This window comes from Thalassolituus pacificus (genome assembly GCF_025318105.1).
In the GTDB taxonomy this organism is placed as follows: domain Bacteria; phylum Pseudomonadota; class Gammaproteobacteria; order Pseudomonadales; family Oceanobacteraceae; genus Venatoribacter; species Venatoribacter pacificus.
In genome coordinates, this window is record NZ_JAOANI010000019.1 from 464,814 (window position 1) to 484,083 (window position 19,270).

Annotated in this window: 16 protein-coding genes; 4 read left to right on the forward strand and 12 right to left on the reverse strand. The window is 51.3% G+C overall.

Features of this window, described 5'->3' with window-relative positions:
• From sucD to sdhC, 9 genes are all read right to left on the reverse strand, one after another.
• Entirely contained in the window at nucleotides 1-873 is an 873-nt protein-coding gene (sucD, locus tag NYR02_RS12750; protein WP_260976732.1) for a succinate--CoA ligase subunit alpha, read from the reverse strand.
• A 9-nt stretch (nucleotides 874-882) separates the two neighbouring features.
• A complete protein-coding gene (sucC, locus tag NYR02_RS12755) occupies nucleotides 883-2,049 on the reverse strand; it encodes an ADP-forming succinate--CoA ligase subunit beta (RefSeq protein WP_260976733.1) in 1,167 nt (388 codons plus the stop codon).
• Nucleotides 2,050-2,187: 138 nt separating this feature from the next.
• Complete coding sequence (gene lpdA / locus NYR02_RS12760) at nucleotides 2,188-3,633, reverse strand: dihydrolipoyl dehydrogenase (protein ID WP_260976734.1); 1,446 nt, start codon at nucleotides 3,631-3,633, stop codon at nucleotides 2,188-2,190.
• Between the two features lie 22 nt (nucleotides 3,634-3,655).
• Nucleotides 3,656-4,870, reverse strand: coding sequence for a 2-oxoglutarate dehydrogenase complex dihydrolipoyllysine-residue succinyltransferase (odhB, locus tag NYR02_RS12765; protein ID WP_260976735.1), 1,215 nt, complete (start codon nucleotides 4,868-4,870; stop codon nucleotides 3,656-3,658).
• Between the two features lie 29 nt (nucleotides 4,871-4,899).
• Nucleotides 4,900-7,737, reverse strand: a complete 2,838-nt coding sequence (locus tag NYR02_RS12770; RefSeq protein WP_260976736.1) for a 2-oxoglutarate dehydrogenase E1 component — start codon at nucleotides 7,735-7,737, stop codon at nucleotides 4,900-4,902.
• Between the two features lie 266 nt (nucleotides 7,738-8,003).
• Nucleotides 8,004-8,714: a succinate dehydrogenase iron-sulfur subunit gene (locus tag NYR02_RS12775; RefSeq protein ID WP_260976737.1), complete on the reverse strand. Its 711-nt coding sequence runs from the start codon at nucleotides 8,712-8,714 to the stop codon at nucleotides 8,004-8,006.
• 15 nt (nucleotides 8,715-8,729) lie between these two features.
• A complete protein-coding gene (gene sdhA, locus NYR02_RS12780; protein ID WP_260976738.1) occupies nucleotides 8,730-10,502 on the reverse strand; it encodes a succinate dehydrogenase flavoprotein subunit in 1,773 nt (590 codons plus the stop codon).
• Nucleotides 10,503-10,505: 3 nt separating this feature from the next.
• The gene (gene sdhD / locus NYR02_RS12785; RefSeq protein WP_260976739.1) at nucleotides 10,506-10,853 is read right to left on the reverse strand and encodes a succinate dehydrogenase, hydrophobic membrane anchor protein; all 348 of its coding nucleotides are present in this window, start codon (nucleotides 10,851-10,853) and stop codon (nucleotides 10,506-10,508) included.
• Nucleotides 10,847-11,221: a succinate dehydrogenase, cytochrome b556 subunit gene (gene sdhC / locus NYR02_RS12790; protein WP_260976740.1), complete on the reverse strand. Its 375-nt coding sequence runs from the start codon at nucleotides 11,219-11,221 to the stop codon at nucleotides 10,847-10,849. Before sdhC ends, sdhD begins: the two co-directional genes overlap by 7 nt.
• A 353-nt stretch (nucleotides 11,222-11,574) precedes the next feature.
• Here sdhC and gltA point away from each other — a divergent pair, with 353 nt between their 5' ends.
• The 3 genes from gltA to NYR02_RS12805 all read left to right on the forward strand — a co-directional run bounded on the left by gltA (nucleotide 11,575) and on the right by NYR02_RS12805 (nucleotide 14,439).
• The gene (gene gltA / locus NYR02_RS12795) at nucleotides 11,575-12,852 is read left to right on the forward strand and encodes a citrate synthase (RefSeq protein ID WP_260976741.1); all 1,278 of its coding nucleotides are present in this window, start codon (nucleotides 11,575-11,577) and stop codon (nucleotides 12,850-12,852) included.
• Between the two features lie 66 nt (nucleotides 12,853-12,918).
• Nucleotides 12,919-13,794, forward strand: a complete 876-nt coding sequence (locus NYR02_RS12800) for an NAD(P)-dependent oxidoreductase (RefSeq protein ID WP_476756257.1) — start codon at nucleotides 12,919-12,921, stop codon at nucleotides 13,792-13,794.
• Between the two features lie 66 nt (nucleotides 13,795-13,860).
• Nucleotides 13,861-14,439 (forward strand): hypothetical protein, encoded by a 579-nt coding sequence (locus NYR02_RS12805; protein ID WP_260976742.1) that lies wholly within the window; start codon nucleotides 13,861-13,863, stop codon nucleotides 14,437-14,439.
• A 9-nt stretch (nucleotides 14,440-14,448) separates the two neighbouring features.
• Here NYR02_RS12805 and NYR02_RS12810 read toward each other — a convergent pair whose 3' ends face one another.
• Complete coding sequence (locus tag NYR02_RS12810) at nucleotides 14,449-15,249, reverse strand: MOSC domain-containing protein (protein ID WP_260976743.1); 801 nt, start codon at nucleotides 15,247-15,249, stop codon at nucleotides 14,449-14,451.
• Nucleotides 15,250-15,395: 146 nt separating this feature from the next.
• The gene (locus NYR02_RS12815) at nucleotides 15,396-16,346 is read right to left on the reverse strand and encodes a chemotaxis protein CheV (RefSeq protein WP_260976744.1); all 951 of its coding nucleotides are present in this window, start codon (nucleotides 16,344-16,346) and stop codon (nucleotides 15,396-15,398) included.
• Nucleotides 16,347-16,446: 100 nt separating this feature from the next.
• Between NYR02_RS12815 and NYR02_RS12820 the strand changes: the two genes are divergently transcribed.
• On the forward strand, nucleotides 16,447-17,676 hold the full coding sequence (locus NYR02_RS12820; RefSeq protein WP_260976745.1) for an EAL and HDOD domain-containing protein: 1,230 nt from the start codon (nucleotides 16,447-16,449) through the stop codon (nucleotides 17,674-17,676).
• 2 nt (nucleotides 17,677-17,678) lie between these two features.
• On the opposite strand, the gene NYR02_RS12825 is transcribed toward NYR02_RS12820, so the two are convergent.
• Complete coding sequence (locus NYR02_RS12825) at nucleotides 17,679-19,238, reverse strand: FGGY-family carbohydrate kinase (RefSeq protein WP_260976746.1); 1,560 nt, start codon at nucleotides 19,236-19,238, stop codon at nucleotides 17,679-17,681.
• Nucleotides 19,239-19,270: the final 32 nt, after the last annotated feature.

The following is a 19,270-nucleotide window of genomic DNA, read 5'->3' on the forward strand; positions in this document are numbered from 1 at the left end:
TTACCAGCCAGTAACTTCTTTCAGAGTCTTACCGATATCGGCCAGGCTCTCACAGGTAGCAACACCAGCATCCTGCAGGGCAGCAAACTTATCCGCCGCCGTACCTTTACCGCCGGAAATAATCGCACCAGCATGACCCATACGCTTGCCTGGAGGTGCAGTTACACCGGCAATGTAAGAAACCACAGGCTTGGTCACGTTCGCTTTAATGAAAGCCGCCGCTTCTTCTTCTGCAGTACCGCCAATTTCACCAATCATAACGATGGCTTCAGTGGCCGGATCTTCCTGGAACAATTTCAGGATGTCGATAAAGTTGGAACCAGGAATAGGATCGCCACCAATACCCACACAGGTAGACTGACCAAAACCGTAGTCGGTGGTCTGCTTAACCGCTTCATACGTCAGAGTACCGGAACGGGATACGATACCGACCTTGCCTGGCAAGTGAATGTGGCCTGGCATAATACCGATTTTACATTCTCCCGGAGTGATCACACCCGGACAGTTAGGTCCGATCAGACGCACGCCCAGCTCATCACACTTCACTTTGGCATCCAGCATATCCAGCGTCGGAATACCTTCAGTGATGCACACGATCAGCTTAATACCACCATTAGCGGCTTCCAGGATGGAATCCTTACAGAACGGAGCCGGTACGTAGATAACCGATGCTTCTGCACCCGTTGCCGCAACCGCATCTTTAACGGTGTTGAATACCGGCAGACCCAGGTGCTCAGTACCGCCTTTACCCGGCGTTACACCACCGACCATTTTGGTGCCGTAAGCAATGGCTTGTTCAGAGTGGAAAGTACCCTGAGCACCGGTAAAGCCCTGGCAGATAACTTTGGTGTCTTTATTGATTAAAATGCTCATGATTACCCCTTAATTGCCAGCTGCAGCCGCGACCACTTTCTGGGCAGCGCCAGTCAGGTCGGTATCGGCGATAATGTTCAGGCCGCTTTCTGTCAGAACTTTTGCACCCACTTCAGCGTTGTTACCTTGCAGGCGAACAACCACAGGAACTTTAACTCCGACTTCTTTCACAGCGCCGATCACGCCTTCAGCAATCATGTCGCAACGCACGATACCACCAAAAATATTGATGAATACGGCTTTCACTTTGTCGTCAGACAGAATGATTTTAAATGCTTCAACCACACGCTCTTTCGTAGCACCGCCGCCAACATCGAGGAAGTTAGCAGGCTGGCCGCCATGCAGTTTCACGATATCCATTGTGCCCATCGCCAGACCAGCACCGTTCACCATACAGCCGATGTTGCCATCGAGTGCTACATAGTTCAGTTCCCACTCAGCGGCATGTGCTTCACGCGCATCTTCCTGGGAAGGATCGTGCATTTCCTGCAGATCTTTGTGACGGTATACCGCGTTGCTGTCGATGTTAATTTTGGCATCCAGACAGTGCAGATTACCTTCGGTGGTGATCACCAGCGGGTTAATTTCCAGCAATGCCAGATCTTTATCGACAAATAACTTAGCCAGACCCAGGAAAATATTGGTGAATTGTTTTACCTGATCACCCTTAAGGCCCAACTGGAAAGCCAGTTCACGACCCTGATAAGGCTGCGCGCCTACCAGCGGATCAATGATCGCTTTCAGAATTTTTTCCGGAGTTTCTTCCGCAACTTTCTCAATTTCCACACCGCCCTCAGTTGAGGCCATAAAAACCACACGGCGTGAAGAACGGTCGACGACCGCACCCAGATACAGTTCCTGAGCGATATCGGTACAGCTTTCAACCAGAATACGGCTGACCGGCTGACCTTTTTCATCAGTCTGGTAAGTGACCAGATTTTTGCCCAGCCACTTATTGGCAAACTCAGAGATTTCTTCTTTGGAAGAAACCAGCTTCACACCACCGGCCTTACCACGGCCACCGGCATGTACCTGAGCTTTAACAACCCAGCGGTCACCGCCAATGGTGTCGGCCGCTGCTGCAGCTTCTTCTGCAGTCTGCGCTGCCACGCCATTCGACACTGGCAGACCATACTGAGCAAAAAGCTGTTTACCCTGATATTCGTGAAGGTTCATCGCTTTCGTCCTGTTTCTCTTATTGAGTCGGGGGTTACCCAACAGCCTGTTTTACCGGGCAGCCAATCGTGTCGGCAGTACTTACTCAGCACTCTCGCCCGGCCATAAAGCGAAGGCCCGGCATTCCGGGCCAACGTATTACTTTTTCGCCTTGGTCTTACGATTCGCTTTGTGAATCGCATTGTTATTCACCGCCAAAGCCGCTTCGTGAACCGCTTCAGATACGGTTGGGTGTGCAAACACCATCATGCCGACATCTTCAGCACTGGAGCCAAACTCCATTGCCACAACAATTTGCTGACACAGATCGCCGGCACTCGGACCAATCACACTGGCACCCAGAATACGATCGGTTTCTGCATGCGCGATGATTTTCACAAAGCCATCGGTATCCGCTGAGGCCATGGCACGACCATTCGCAGCAAACGGGAACATACCCACGTTGTACGGCTCGCCATCGGCTTTAATCTGTTCTTCTGTTTTACCGACCCAGGCAATTTCCGGATGGGTGTAAATTACAGAAGGAATAACATCATAATTCAGCTGCGCTTTATGACCGGCAATACGCTCGGCAACCATAACGCCTTCTTCGGAGGCTTTGTGCGCCAGCATCGGACCACGGACTACATCACCTACAGCCCAAACACCAGGGGCATCGGTACTGCAGGTTTCATCGACGTGAATAAATCCACGTTCATCCATATTCACACCGCAATCACCGGCCATCAGGCCTTCGGTGTACGGACGGCGGCCTACCGCAACAATCAGTTTGTCGAAGACTTCTTTTTTCTCACCTTCTCCGTCCTGATACGTCACCGTCACCTGCTTGCCTTTCACCTCAGTTCCGGTAACACGGGCACCCAGACGAATCGTCATGCCTTGTTTGGTAAACAGTTTCTGAGCTTCTTTGGCAACGGTCTGATCCACCAGATGCAGGAACTTGTCCTGAGCTTCCAGTACAACCACTTCCGCACCCAGACGGCCCCAGACACTGCCTAACTCCAGACCAATAACACCCGCGCCAATAACACCAAGACGCTTCGGTACTTCGGCAAACTCGAGGGCGCCGGTTGAATCAACGATGACGCCTTCTGTCAGTGGAGCCGGCGGAATATTTACCGGTACAGAGCCCGTTGCAATAATAACGTGATCAGCTTCAAGGATTTCAGCAGTTCCTGCATGACTGGTAAATTCGACCTTTTTACCAGCCAGCAATTTCCCAGTACCTTCGAGCCCGGTAACACCGTTGGCTTTAAACAGTGTCGCTACACCCATGGTCAGATTTTTAACGATCTGATCCTTACGCTTAAGCATCGCCGCAATGTCGATGTTCACTTCACCAACACTGATGCCATGCAGAGATAACTTCTCTTTGGCTTCTTCGTATTTGTGCGAAGTATCCAGCAGCGCTTTCGATGGAATACAACCGACGTTCAGACAGGTACCACCAAAAACAGCTTTACCCTCTTTGCTCAGCCATTTATCGATACAGGCCGTGTTCAGACCCAGCTGTGCACAACGGATAGCTGCGACATAACCGGCAGGACCACCACCGATAACGACGACATCAAACTTCTTACTCATGTTTATTTCCTTAACTATCCGATTAAATGTCTAACAGCAGGCGAGCCGGGTCTTCCAGCAAATCTTTAATAGCTACCAGGAACTGCACTGCTTCCTTACCATCGATCATACGGTGATCGTATGACAGTGCCAGGTACATCATTGGCAGAATAACAACCTGACCATTGACGGCCATTGGGCGTTCCTGAATTTTGTGCATTCCCATAATCGCAGTCTGTGGCGGGTTCAGAATCGGCGTAGACATAAGCGAGCCAAACGTACCGCCATTAGTAATGGTAAAGGTACCGCCCTGCATTTCATCAATACCGAGTTTTCCGTCACGGGCACGACCAGCATAATCGCCAATTGAACTCTCAATTTCAGCCAGCCCCATCGCATCGGTATCACGCAGAACCGGTACAACCAGGCCACGCTCAGTCGATACAGCCACACCAATATCCTGATAGCCATGGTAGACCATGTCGTTACCATCAATGGATGCGTTAACGGCCGGGAAGCGTTTCAGAGCTTCTGTCGCGGCTTTCACAAAGAACGACATGAAGCCCAGCTTCACGCCATGTACTTTTTCAAACTGATCTTTGTACTTGGCACGCAGATCCATCACCGGCTTCATGTTGACTTCGTTATAGGTTGTCAGCATTGCAGCGTTCTGCTGAGCATCGACCAAACGGCGGGCAATGGTGGCACGCAGACGAGTCATAGGCACACGTTTTTCAATGCGTTCGCCCTCCGGAATAACAGCCGCTTTTGCTGCAGGTGCCGGAGTTTTTGCTGGTGCAGGAGCAGCCGCCGGAGCTGCTTTTGGTGCTGCTTTCAGATGATTAACGACATCTTCTTTGGTCACCCGGCCATCTTTACCGGTCGCAGTAACGGCAGACGCCGCCACACCATTTTCTTCCGCAATTTTGCGTGCCGCCGGACTCATAATCACGTCACCCGACGCGGCAGCTGGTTCGGCAGCAGCCGGGGCCTCAGCTTCAGCCGCAGGGGCTGCAACATCGCCTGCAACAAAGACCGCAAGAACTTCGTCACTCAGTACAACATCACCTTCTTCCTTGAGCACATTTTTCAGTGTGCCGTTGGCTGGTGCTACAACTTCCAGTACAACTTTATCGGTTTCAATATCCACCAACAGCTCATCACGCTGCACGGGTTCACCAGGCTTTTTATGCCAGGTAGCAACCGTGCCGTCAGCGACAGACTCAGGAAAAGTGGGTGCCTTAATTTCGATGCTCATTATGTTTTCCTTAATATTCCTGCGGTTACCTAGCTCTGGATTCCCAGAGCGTCACGAATTAATGTTTCTTGCTGTTCCAGATGCAGAGCCATGTAGCCTGCTGCCGGCGAGGCCGAAGCTGCCCGACCCGCATATTGCAGATGCAGATCAGGATTAAGCTGTGACAGTGCGCGACGCATATGGTGCTGACTGCTGTACCAGGCACCCATGTTCATCGGCTCTTCCTGCGTCCAGATAACCTCTTCAACATTGCTGTATTTAGAGAGAACCTTGGCAAGCTGTTTCGCCGGGAATGGGTACAACTGTTCAATACGAACAATAGCAACGTCATTTATTTCTTCTGCGCGACGACGCTCCAGCAAGTCATAGTAAACTTTACCGGAACACAGCAACACACGACGAACCGCTTTAGCGTCCAGCTCATCGACTTCATCGATCACGGTGTAGAAACGACCGCCGGCCAATTCTTCCAGCGTGCTGATCGCCAGTTTGTGACGCAGCAGACTCTTCGGTGACATCACGACCAGTGGCTTACGCAGTGGACGAATCACCTGACGACGAAGCATGTGGTAAACCTGCGCAGGCGTAGATGGGACACAAATCTGAACGTTATGTTCTGCACACAGTTGCAGATAACGCTCCATGCGAGCCGAGGAATGTTCTGGACCCTGCCCTTCATAGCCGTGTGGCAGCAACATGGTCAGACCACACAGACGTCCCCACTTGTGCTCACCGGATGAAATAAACTGATCAAATACAACCTGAGCGCCGTTGGCAAAATCACCAAACTGCGCTTCCCAGATTACCAATGCACCCGGCGTAGTGGTGGAATAACCATATTCGAAAGCCAGTACGGCCTCTTCTGACAACAGAGAGTCGTAAAGGTCAAAAGGTGGCTGATCTTCTTTTACATGTTGCAGCGGAATATAGCTGGAGCCGTCTTTCTGATTGTGCAAAACAGCATGGCGGTGTGAGAAAGTACCGCGACCAACATCCTGACCGGTAATACGGATCTGATGGCCTTCATGCAGCAAAGTGGCATACGCCATCGTTTCTGCGAAGCCCCAGTTAATTGGCATGGCACCCGCCGCCATACGGCCACGGTCTTCCATAATTTTGCCAACCTGACGCTGTACCGAGAACCCTTCCGGCACTTCGAGCAGCTTATTGGCCAGCTCCTGCAGCTGCTTCAGATCGAAGCGGGTATCCGCACGCGCCGTCCACTCGTGTCCAAGATAAGGTGTCCAGTTCACGAAAAGTTCAGTGTTAGGCTCTTTCACCAAACTTTTGGCAACGTGATGACCGTTATCAAGTGCCTTACGGTATTCTTCCTCAAACTCTTTGCTGTCTTCCTGCGTCAACACGCCCGCTTCGATCAGCTTATTGGAATACAGTTCGCGGGTGGTTTTCTGACTTTTGATTTTGGCGTACATCAAAGGCTGCGTACCGGATGGTTCATCCGCTTCGTTATGGCCACGACGACGATAGCAAACCAGATCGATTACAACGTCTTTCTTAAATTCGTTACGGTAATCAACCGCCAGCTGAGTGACGAACAACACCGCTTCAGGATCATCACCATTCACATGCAGAATGGGCGCCTCAACAATTTTGGCCACGTCAGTGCAGTATTCTGTTGAGCGAACATCTTCGCGCTTGGATGTGGTAAAACCAACCTGGTTGTTAATTACGATATGAATCGTGCCACCGGTTTTATAAGCGCGGGTCTGTGACATCTGGAATGTTTCCATAACCACACCCTGACCAGCAAACGCCGAGTCACCGTGCATGATCACGGGAACCACTTTTTCCCCGGTTGTATCATTACGGCGATCCTGACGTGCGCGTACCGAACCTTCGACCACAGGCGAAACAATTTCAAGGTGAGACGGGTTAAACGCCAGTGCCAGATGCACTTCACCACCGGAGGTCATTACGTTCGATGAAAACCCCTGGTGGTATTTAACGTCACCATGGGATTCGTAATGGACTTTTCCGTCGAATTCATCAAACAGGTCGGAGGTCTTTTTACCCAGGGTATTAATCAGGGTATTCAGTCGACCACGGTGCGCCATACCAATAACAATTTCTTTGGCACCGTAAGTGCCGCTGCGCTGGATCAGTTCGTCCATGAGCGGAATAAGACTTTCACCACCTTCCAGGCCGAAACGTTTTACACCCGGATAGCGCGAGCCCAGATATTTTTCCAGACCTTCGGCAGCGGTTAAACGCTCGAGCAGATGAAGCTTAACTTCGCTGCCAAATTTCGGATGGGCGCGCACGCTTTCCAGGCGCTGCTGGAACCAGCGCTGTTCAGCGGTGTTAACAATGTGCATGTACTCGGAACCAACCGTTCCGCAGTACGTCATTTCCAGAGCAGCAAGAATGTCGTTCAGCGACGCTTCGTCTTGGCCAATAAACAAAGAGCCGGTTTTGAATACAGTATCCAAATCGGCCCGGGACAAACCATGAAATGACAGATCAAGGTCAGGCACCTTCTGGCGTTCCATCAGATCCAGTGGATCCAGTTTGGCATGCTGATGACCACGACCACGATAGGCATTGATTAATTGCAACACCTGAACTTGCTTAAGCTCGTGATCAGAGCTGACAGAACCCTGAGACACAGGTCGGGAACGACGCTGGTTTTTGGAAATAAGAAGAAACTGTTCCCGAATGGGCTTATGGGGAGTATCTACGGAAGTGTTTTCGTCGACGCGTGGTAACTGATCAAAATAATTGCGCCACTCTTCGGGAACCTCATTGGGGTCTTTGAGGTAGGTTTCGAAGAGCTCCTCCATATAAGCAACGTTACCTCCAGCTAACTGAGAGGTGCTCCAAAGTTGCTCCATTGTCTGCTCGTGCATGTACGACCACCCTGTTTTTGAATAAACGAGGGAAATCACCCACAGAGTGTACGCACCGACTCTAGCGCTAGGCAGGATAGAGGGCCGACCGGATAGATCGCAAGGCCTCTGAGGTGAACCGGGGATTCCCCGCTCCCTCAACTAAAAATTCAGCTTAGTTAAAAATAGAACTTTGTGAGGTCTATTTTTGAAAAATTGTCAACGTAAGTGGGCTGTGTGTCCAGCCCACTTACGTCTAATACCACCGGTCGTCAGTGGTGCTTTTCCTATAATTGCTGGGATAACAGCATATTACGGATGTGGCCAATGGCGCGCGTTGGATTCAATCCTTTCGGGCACACATTGACACAATTCATGATGCCACGGCAACGGAATACACTGAATGGATCACTCAATTCCGCCAATCGTTCCTGTGTCATCGTGTCACGGCTGTCCGCCAGGAAGCGGTAAGCCTGCAACAGACCTGCCGGACCGACAAACTTGTCCGGGTTCCACCAGAAAGACGGGCAGGAAGTTGAACAGCAGGCACAGAGAATACACTCGTACAGACCATCCAGTTTTTCGCGCTCTTCAGGTGTCTGCAGACGTTCGATCGCCGGTGCCGGTGTGTTATTCACCAGGTAAGGTTTGATCTTCTCGTACTGCTTATAGAACAGTGCCATATCGATCACCAGATCACGAATCACTGGCATACCTGGCAGCGGACGCAGCACGAGCTTGTCCATTTTACCTTTGGTTGCTTCAGAGATTGGCGTGATACAGGCCAGTCCATTCTTACCGTTGATGTTCATGCCGTCAGAGCCACATACGCCCTCACGACAGGAGCGACGGTAAGAAACCGATACGTCTTGCTCTTTAACCAGATTCAGAACATCCAGAACCATCAGATCCTTTCCCGCAGGAAGAGCAATCTCATAGTCTTGCATGAACGGCGCTGCATCCTTTTCAGGGTTGTAACGGTAGATACTTACTAACATTTCAATACTCCCCTATTAATAAGTACGGATCTTCGGCGGGAATGCTTCCATAGTTTTGGGAGCAAAGTTCACCGCACGCTTACCGATGGTCTTGGTTTGAGGGAAGTACAATGAGTGGCACAGCCAGTTCTCATCGTCACGCTCTGTGAAGTCGTTACGGGCATGCGCACCGCGTGACTCTTTACGCTCAATAGCCGCAACGGCAGTGGCGTAAGCTGTTTCGTAAAGGTTATCCAGTTCCAGCGCTTCGATACGGGCAGTGTTAAACGCACCGCTCTTATCGTCGAGCACGGTGTTTTTAATACGCACACCGATTTCGTCAAGCATTGCCAGACCTTTTTCCATGCTCGGACCTTCACGGAATACACCGAAGTACAGCTGCATGGTTTTCTGCAGATCTGCACGAACCGCAGCTACAGACTCACCAGAAGTGGAGTTGTTCAGACGATTCAGACGCGCCATGGCACGTTCGATATCTTCTTCAGAAGCATCCGCTGACTCAAAGCCATCTTTGAAGCTTTTCTCGACCTGCAGACCAACCGCACGACCGAATACCACCAGATCCAGCAGTGAGTTACCGCCCAGACGGTTTGCCCCGTGCACGGATACACAAGCAATCTCACCGGCAGCGTACAGGCCTTCAACGATAACATCGTTACCATTTTCGTCCTGAGTCAGCGCCTGACCACCAATATTGGTTGGCACGCCACCCATCATGTAGTGACAGGTCGGAACAACCGGAATGGGCTCTTTCACCGGATCGGCGTGAGCAAAAGTACGCGACAATTCAAGAATACCAGGCAGCTTGGCGTTCAGGGTTTCTTCGCCCAGATGATCCAGCTTCAGGAATACGTGATCGCCGTTTTCGCCACAGCCACGACCTTCCAGAATTTCCAGAACCATTGAACGGGCAACCACGTCACGACCCGCAAGGTCTTTGGCGTTGGGCGCATAACGCTCCATGAAGCGTTCGCCGTCTTTATTGATCAGGTAACCACCTTCACCACGACAGCCTTCGGTCACCAATGTACCTGCGCCAGCAATACCCGTTGGGTGGAACTGCCACATTTCCATATCCTGCATCGGCACACCAGCACGCAGTGCCATGCCAACGCCGTCACCGGTGTTAATCAGAGCATTGGTCGTTGACTGATAAATGCGACCAGCACCACCGGTAGCCAAAACAGTGGCTTTAGCTTTGATGTAGCTGGTTTCGCCGGATTCGATATCGATGGCGATAACACCAGCAATCTGACCCTTGGAGTTTTTAACCAGATCAACGGCATACCATTCATTCAGGAAGGTAGTACCGCCTTTCAGGTTGCCCTGATACAGAGCGTGCAGCAAAGCATGACCGGTACGGTCAGCGGCGGCACATGTACGGGCAGCCTGAGTCGGATCATTAGGACCCTTAGACTGACCACCGAAAGGACGCTGATAAATACGGCCTTCTTCGGTACGGGAAAATGGCAAGCCCATGTGTTCAAGTTCGAACACAGCCTGAGGACCTACTGAACACATATATTCAATAGCATCCTGGTCACCGATGTAATCGGAGCCTTTGACTGTGTCGTACATGTGCCAGCGCCAATCATCATTGGGATCGTTGGACGCGATGGCACACGTAATACCACCCTGTGCTGATACCGTATGCGAACGTGTTGGAAACACTTTGGTTACACATGCGGTTTTGATGCCTGCTTCGGTCAACTGCAGCGCAGCACGCATACCCGCGCCACCACCACCAATTACGATGGCATCGAAGGACATGGTTCTGATTTTAGACATGACTTACACACTCCAGAGAATGTCGATACCCCAAACCAGGTAAACGAACAGGAATCCTGCGCATACCAGTTGGAACGCAAAACGGATTGCGGCGGCTTTGAGATAGTCAGTTGAAATGGTCCACATACCTACCCAGGCATGCGCACAAATTGAGATCAGGGCAGCCAGACTGAATACTTTCATCCAGGTGCAGGCAAACAGGCCCTGCCATTGTCCGTATTGCAGGTCTGGAGAGGCAATCAGGAAGCCCAGCAGAAACAGAGTGTAAAGCGCAAGAATGACCGCACTCAGACGCTGGACAACCCAGTCATACAGGCCACTACGGCCCAAATTGGTGACACTTGCTACCATACCCAAACTCCTGCCAGAACGATTACGATCACGCCAAGTACCAAGGTAATGATGGCTCCGGTACGACCGCCTTCTTTGGTTTCACCAATTCCCATATCCATCAACAGGTGCTTAACGCCCGCTACCAGGTGGTAACCCAGTGCGGACAAAATGCCCCAGGTGATGAACTTGACCAAACCGTTATCAAACACCGATTTCAGTTCAGCAAAGCTTTCTGCTGACTCCAGAGATGCCGCCAGCGCACACAGCATAAATGCTACGGCGAAGAACAGAATAAAACCGGAGATACGATGAAGGATGGAGGCTTTGCCGGGAAGTGGGAGCTCAATAGTAGTCAGATCTAAATTTGTAGGTCTATTGCTATTCACGGCTCTTACACTCTTATTTGGGCTTAACACCGCCCATAACAGGGGGAAGTTAAGCGCAGGCTCAAGAAGATACCCAAACCCTTGTACAAGGTTTGCACAAGTTTCGGGTCGCGACAAATTATAGTCACCCACCCGTTGATTTACAAACAGTCTGCGCCGCGATCGCGCATGCAGTACATAAATGCAACAGATCAGGTGACATTATCGCAGCAGGACTATACTAGACCCGGCTGCTTATGGCTGCTCGACCGCTGGGTAATTGACAAACGGAGTTCAGAACCTATAGTTGTGCCCTTTCTTTTTAGGTCCGCCTTATATTTAAGGCTAAATTTTGAACAGCAGGAGGCCTATCCATGGCTGACAAAAAAGCAACACTGAAAGTTGACGGCATAGAAGAAACTCTGGAACTTCCGGTTTACGAAGGCTCTCTCGGACCTGATGTTGTCGACGTTCGCAGCCTCTCCGGCAAAGGCCTGTTTACCTACGATCCGGGTTTCATGTCGACCGCCGCAACTGAATCAAAAATTACCTATATCGACGGCGCTGCCGGTGTTCTGCTGCACCGTGGCTACCCGATCGACCAACTGGCGGAAAAATCTGACTATTTAGAAACCTGCTACCTGCTGCTGCACGGCGAACTGCCAACCGCACAGGAAAAAGAAACATTCGTCAGCACCATCAAGAACCACACCATGGTGCACGAGCAACTGAGCCATTTCTTTAATGGTTTCCGCCGTGATGCTCACCCAATGGCTGTTATGTGTGGTGTGGTCGGCGCACTTTCTGCGTTCTACCACGACTCTCTGGATATCCACGACGAACATCACCGTGTTGTATCTGCACACCGCCTGATTGCAAAAATGCCAACTTTGGCAGCCATGGTTTACAAATATTCCATCGGCCAGCCGTTCATGTACCCACGCAATGAACTGAGCTACTCCGAAAACTTCCTGCACATGATGTTCAACACCCCATGTGACGAGAAGAAAATCAGCCCTGTTCTGGCCAAAGCAATGGACCGTATCTTCCTGCTGCACGCCGACCACGAACAAAATGCATCAACGTCAACAGTGCGCCTGGCTGGCTCTACCGGAGCCAACCCATTCGCCTGCATCGCGTCCGGCATTGCAGCACTGTGGGGCCCTGCTCACGGCGGTGCCAACGAAGCCGTACTGAACATGCTGACTGAGATCGGTGATGAGTCCAACATAGATAAGTTCATCGACAAAGCAAAAGACAAAGAAGATCCATTCCGTCTGATGGGCTTCGGTCACCGCGTTTACAAAAACTTCGACCCTCGCGCGAAAGTAATGAAGCAAACCTGTGACGAAGTTCTGGCTGAACTGGGCATGGAAGATGACCCGCTGCTGAAAATCGCCATGAAACTGGAAAAAATCGCGACCGAAGACGAGTACTTCGTAAAACGCGGCCTGTATCCGAACGTTGACTTCTACTCTGGCATCATCCTGAAAGCGATTGGCATTCCAACAGAAATGTTCACCGTTATCTTTGCCACCGGCCGCACCCCAGGCTGGATTGCACACTGGAACGAAATGATCAGCAGCGATTACCGCATTGGTCGTCCGCGCCAGCTGTACACTGGCCACCCAAAACGCGACTATCCGGGATAATCGGATCGTTGTATAAAAAGCCGCTCACTGAGCGGCTTTTTTTTATTTATTTACGAGGAGATTCCAATGGCAACACTGGCATTTATCGGACTGGGCAACATGGGGTATCCGATGGCGGGCCACCTTGCCAACAGCGGTCATGAGGTCAGAGTTTATAACCGCAGCCAAACCAAAAAAGACCAATGGATTAAGGAATTCCGTGGTCAGGGATTCGGCGATGTCGCCACCACCGTCAGCAATTGTGACGCTGTTATCCTCTGCGTTGGGCGGGATGACGATGTCCGTGACCTGCTAATCGGCAGTCATAATGCCATGGCCGCCATGCGCCCCGGCGCGCTGATCATTGACCACACAACAACGTCAGCAACACTGGCCGAAGACATGGCCTCTGCAGCGCAAAATTTCAATCTGCGCTTTGCCGATGTACCTGTATCCGGCGGCCAACAGGGCGCCATCAACGGCCAGCTCAGCCTGATGGTTGGATGCCATACCGATGACTACCCCGAGATTAAACAACTGACATCCCCGTACACGCGAATGATTGAACGCTTGGGCGACATTGGTTGCGGCCAAAAAACCAAAATGGTGAATCAGATTTGTGTCGCCGGGCTGATACAGGCCTTAGCTGAAGGGTTGCATTTTGCCGAACAGGCAGGGTTGGACCGCAGTAAAGTGATGGAGGTGATCTCCCAGGGAGCCGCCGGAAGCTGGCAGATGAGCAACCGTCATCAGACCATGATTGATGGCGAATACCAGCATGGCTTTGCTATTGACTGGATGCGCAAAGATCTGGATATCTGCCTCGAAGAAGCAAACCGCAACGGTGCCAATCTTGCCATTACCCGCCTGGTGAACCAGTACTATGGCGAACTGCAAACACTGGGCGCCGGACGTCAGGACACCTCTGCCCTGCTGCTGCGCCTGCAACAACAGAAAGCCTGAGGCATTCAACAGGCAAGCTGTGGATTCTCATCTATGCTTTAAGCAGTTGCTAAAATGAGAATCTGCATGAGCCACCAACAGCGCCACACCCTGGGCGGATACGGAAAAACGGAACACGAAGTTGACTGGAGCCAGGTTGGCGAAACACTGACCATGCTGGCGCTTGCCGTCGCACAGATTGACACCTCATTGCATGAAGGCAACCAGTCCATCAATAAGCTGACCACCAGCTTTACTGCCATGGCAGGCAACTCGCAAAAACTGTTGCAACTGGCAGCGTCTGCAGACAGCGACATGCCGCAAAAAGCAGGGCAAATAGCCGGTGAATTACAGCAGGAAATCCAGCAGGCAATCATTGCTTTCCAGTTTTATGATCGCCTGACACAGCGCCTTGAGCACGTGGGTGACAGCCTGGAACGTATGGGCCACTTAATTGGCAACGCCGAACAACGCTACCAATCCGTTGCCTGGAATACCTTACAGCAACACATCAAAAGCAATTACACCATGGAAGCCGAACGCATTATGTTTGAACACATCATGGCCGGCCATTCCGTTGCCGAGGCGCTGGAGATCTACCGCCACCACTTCGACAAACAGGCTAAGGACAATTTTAACACTGACGACGATATCGAGTTTTTCTGATACCACGAATTATGGTTTAAAGTGCTCAACCAATTCGTCGCCGATATTCAGTACCTGCACACCTGAAACCAGAGCATTCTGGCCAAAAATGATTTTCCCATCGATACGGCAAAGTTCTTTTAGGACATCCAGCACATCACCTTCACGTTCCAGCGTCTCCATACTCCGCGTGGGAATCACACAACGCTGACATGGCTTGCAAATATTCAGCAGACCGTCTTTGTGCAACAAAGAGTGCCATTCGCGCTCGGCAAAAACAGCCGTTCCCGCCAACACAACATTCGGCCGAAAACGCTCCATCTTTAATTCACGCCCCACCCGCTCAGAAAGTGCTCCGAGACTGCTTTCAGTGGTAACTAACACAGGAAAACCATCCGCAAAACTGACCCACTGCCCAGGCTCGGCATAGCGCAGATCGACCTGACGCTGACTGTCAGCCGGTAGCCGGACCAACCGACAGGCGATGCCAAGAACATCTGAAAACCAGGCGGCGGCCTCATCACCACAGTCTTCTGCGGGCAACGTATCACTCCAGACACTTACCGTTTGCAATACCGCCGCATGCTCGCGTAATGGCACCTCAAGCGTATCCTTACCGGCAAAGGCAACCATCAGCGCCGATGCTTTCAAATCCGGGCGAATATGAGCCATCTTCGGCTGCTGGCGCTGCGTAATAAAGCCCCCCTGCTCATCCACCAACAGGAAACGGCGATCTCCGACGGGTCCATACTCATCGAATATCAACTGCTCTACTTCAACCGGCGCACAGGATTTGATCGGATAGATAAATAAGCGGGAAATCGTTGGCATACGCCCTCCTTGTTGAGGCACAACTCTAATGGATACCCCAGCAACAAACAACATACTCAATACAGCGCCAAACGGACCTTAACAAGAATCAAACAGGCAATAAAAAAGCGCCACGAAGGCGCTTTTGAATATCCATCGGTCAGAGATCATTCTGGCCGGGGCGGCATTTTCATTTTTTCCCGCATCAGTCGCTGTACTTCTTTGGCCATCGCTTCCGGTGCGAACTTGGATAAGAAGCCATTACAGCCCACTTTTTCAACCATTGCCTTATTAAAATTACCGGACAAGGATGTATGCAAAATAATGAAAGTCTCTTTTAATTCAGAATCACGACGGATTTCCGTGGTCAGCATATAACCGTCCATTTCCGGCATTTCCGCGTCGGTAATAATCATCACCAGATTACTGTTTACATCGCGACCTTCTTCTTTCCAGTGCATCAGCAGCTGATAGGCCTCAAGGCCATTGTGAGCCTCGATAATATTCAGCCCCATAGGTTCCAGCACCTGACGCATCTGCTGAATGGCCACATGCGAATCATCGACGATCAGAATGTCTTTACCCCGGACTTTTTCCAGCAACTCGGTATCGTAGGCATCCGCTGACAAAATCGAGTTGTAAGGAGCGATTTCCGCCAGTACTTTTTCTACGTCAATGATTTCAACAATACGATCATCAATACGGGTAATAGCCGTCAGATAATGCTGACGCCCCGCGCCACCCGGCGGCGGCAGAATCTCACTCCAGTTCATATTGACGATACGGTCAACGCCACCCACCAGGAAAGCCTGTACCGTCATGTTGTATTCCGTCACGATGATGGTGGCATCTTCTTCATTCAGCTTCAGCGGTCCCATCTGGATAGCATGACGCAGATCCACGACAGGCACCGTTTGCCCGCGCAAATGCGTCACCCCGCGCACCACAGGGTGGCGATCAGGGATACGGGTCAGGCGCGGCATGCGCATGACTTCCTGCACCTTAAATACGTTGATCGCAAAGTGCTGTGAGCCCCCGAGATGAAACAACAGCAGTTCCAGCCGGTTTTGCCCGACCAGCTTGGTACGGGCATCAACACTACTCAGAACCCCGCTCATATCACACTCCAATAACCGTTCTTTACCAAAGTGTAGCTAAGAGCAATAAAAACGCATGAAAATACTGTCTACACTTGAGGGTGTGAATCAGGGACATAATATGGATAAAACAGATCCACCACTGCTGGCGCGTCAGCCTATTCTGGACTCCAGCCTGCAGGTGGTTGGCTATGAGTTGCTGTGCCGCCCTATGCCACAAGATACACTCGCCTGGCAGAATGAGCACGGTGACCGCGCAACCAGCGAAGTATTGATCAGCGCCTTCAACGATATTGGCATCGATCTGGTAACCGGAGGCCTGCCCGCTTTTATTAATTTCACCAGTCACTGGCTGCACCATCCGCCAATAATGCCAGCCAACAGTATTGTTGCCGAGCTGCTGGAATACATCCCGGCCAACGAAGAAAACCTGGCTGCGTTACGCCGACTGAAAAAGTTGCGCTACAAAATCGCGCTGGACGATTACGAAGGCGACGAAAGCCAGGCGCCCCTGTTTCCTCTTATCGATATCGTCAAAGTCGATATACGCCGGCTGCCCGACCTGAACAACCTGCCCGCCCTGATTAATAAATACCAGCAACACAATCTGCAATGGTTGGCTGAAAAAGTAGAGACGCAGGAAGAATATCGACTATGCAAAGAAGCTGGCTGTACGCTGTTCCAGGGGTATTTTTTCAGTCATCCGGCCAATGTTTATGGTAAGCGCCTGCCCGACAATCAGCTGGCCGTTCTGCAGTTACTCCGGATTCTGAACAATGAAGACAGCAAAATTGAGGAGGTCGCCAAAATTCTGCAGACCGACCCACAACTGAGCTACAAGTTGCTGCAGATGGTTAATTCTGCGGCCGTCGGCTTTGCCCGGGAAATTACCTCAATTTCCCGGGCAATTGTCATTGTTGGCCTTGATCGCCTGCGGGCCTGGGCCAACCTGATTGCCCTCGGCCGCCTGCAGGAAAAACCCGCCGTATTACGCGAGCAGGCCGTTGTGCGTGCATTTCTGTGTAAAGCGCTGGTGTTTTCCTGGCCCAATCTGGATGACGAAACCGCATTCACCCTCGGCCTATTCTCTTTACTGGATGCATTTCTCGACCGTCCGCTGGAAGAAATCTGCGAGCGCCTGCGCCTGCCGGTCGAACTGACCGTCGCCCTGACGAATCATCAGGGTGACTACGGTTTTATTCTGGCAACAACGGTGCGGATGGAAAAAGGCCAATGGCAAGCAATTGACTGGAATGTACTGCAAGGCCTGGGCGTCAGTCCGGCACAGCTTGAATGGCACTACCTGAACGCCCTGCAAACAGCCAATGCCCTGCTGCAGAACGCTGGCTGACTTTACTGCGGATAACCGGTTATTTCACGAATGCTCTGATACAGAGGTTTCATGCGCTTATACATTTTGCGGTAAACCTCTTTATAGAGACGGTCATACAGCCGCACCGTATTCAATTCCGGCTCAAACACCTGACCAACCCGTGTCATTTGCATAATGGCACTGCGGTAATCGGGATAAATCCCTAAACCGACGGCACAATTAATGGCAGCGCCCAAGCCAGAAGTTTCACTGGTGTGCGGGCGCTCTGCAGCCATGCCAAAAATATCCGCAGTTAACTGCATGGCCGCATCACTCTGAGAACCACCGCCCGATACGCGCAAACGCGTAATAGGCACACCACTGCGCTTTTCAATCTGTTCTTTACCCTGGCGCAATTCATACGCCAGGCCTTCGAGAATCGCACGGTAAATATGCGCCCGTTTATGCACATCACCAAAACCGATCAACGCGCCCTTTCCTTCCGGCCCCGGCTGACGTACCCCAGGCGACCAATAAGGTTGCATCATCAATCCCATTGACCCTGCCGGTACCTGATTGACCAGCTCATCAAATAATTGCTCCGGCTCAATACCGCGTTCAAACGCCAGGCGCTGCTCGTTATGCGCTAACTCTTCTTTAAACCAGCTCACCATCCAGAAGCCGCGATAAATCATCATCTCGGTGTTGTAGTGTCCGGGAATCGCAGCGGTATAAGGTGGAATAAACGGAATTGTTTCGATGTATTTGGCAGTTGTGGTGTTGATGGTTGCCGTCGTACCGTAGCTCAGACATCCGATGTGTGCATCCAGACCACCAGCACCCATCACTTCGCAGGCTTTATCCGAGGCTGCGGCAATCATCGGCAATCCGGCCGGCAAACCGGTTAACGCCGCAGCCGTTGCGCAAATAACCCCTAACGGCTCACCCGGAGAAACCAGCTCCGGCATCATCTCGCGGGTAGCAGACAGCAGTTTCCATTTCAGATCAGAAGGCTTTGCCCATTGCTGACGTTTGTAGTCGTATGGCAAATAACCAACGATGGAACCAGTCGAATCTTTTAATTCGCCACTCAGACAATACGTCAGCCAGGCTGATAAATTCACGTAATAGCGGGTTTTTGCCCATACATCCGGTTCGTGCTGAACAATCCAGTTATCCCGTGCTTTTGCACGCATCTCGCGGATTAAATGACTCAGACCCAGGGTTTTAATCAGCACGCCCCAAATGCCGCCGACGGGAGTTTCTACCGCAGCCTGACGCTGATCCATCCAGACAATCGCCGGACGCAGCGGCTGAAAATTTTCATCAAGATTGATCATGGTGTAGCGCTGCGTTGTCAGCGACACACCACAAATCTGATCCGGCGTGACCTTACCCTGCGCCCATAAACGCTTAAAGGCTTCCTGAAGGTTTTCCCAGTAATAACCAGCGTCCTGTTCTGCCCAGCCCGGATGATGGGAAAAATATGGTTCAATGGTTACTTTACTCTTGGCAACTTCGTTACCCTGCTGATCAAACACCAGCACGCGCACACTTTGAGTGCCGTTATCAATTGCCAGTAAATATTCCGCATTTGCCATACTGCTGAGCTGCCTGATTCTTTTTATCGTTG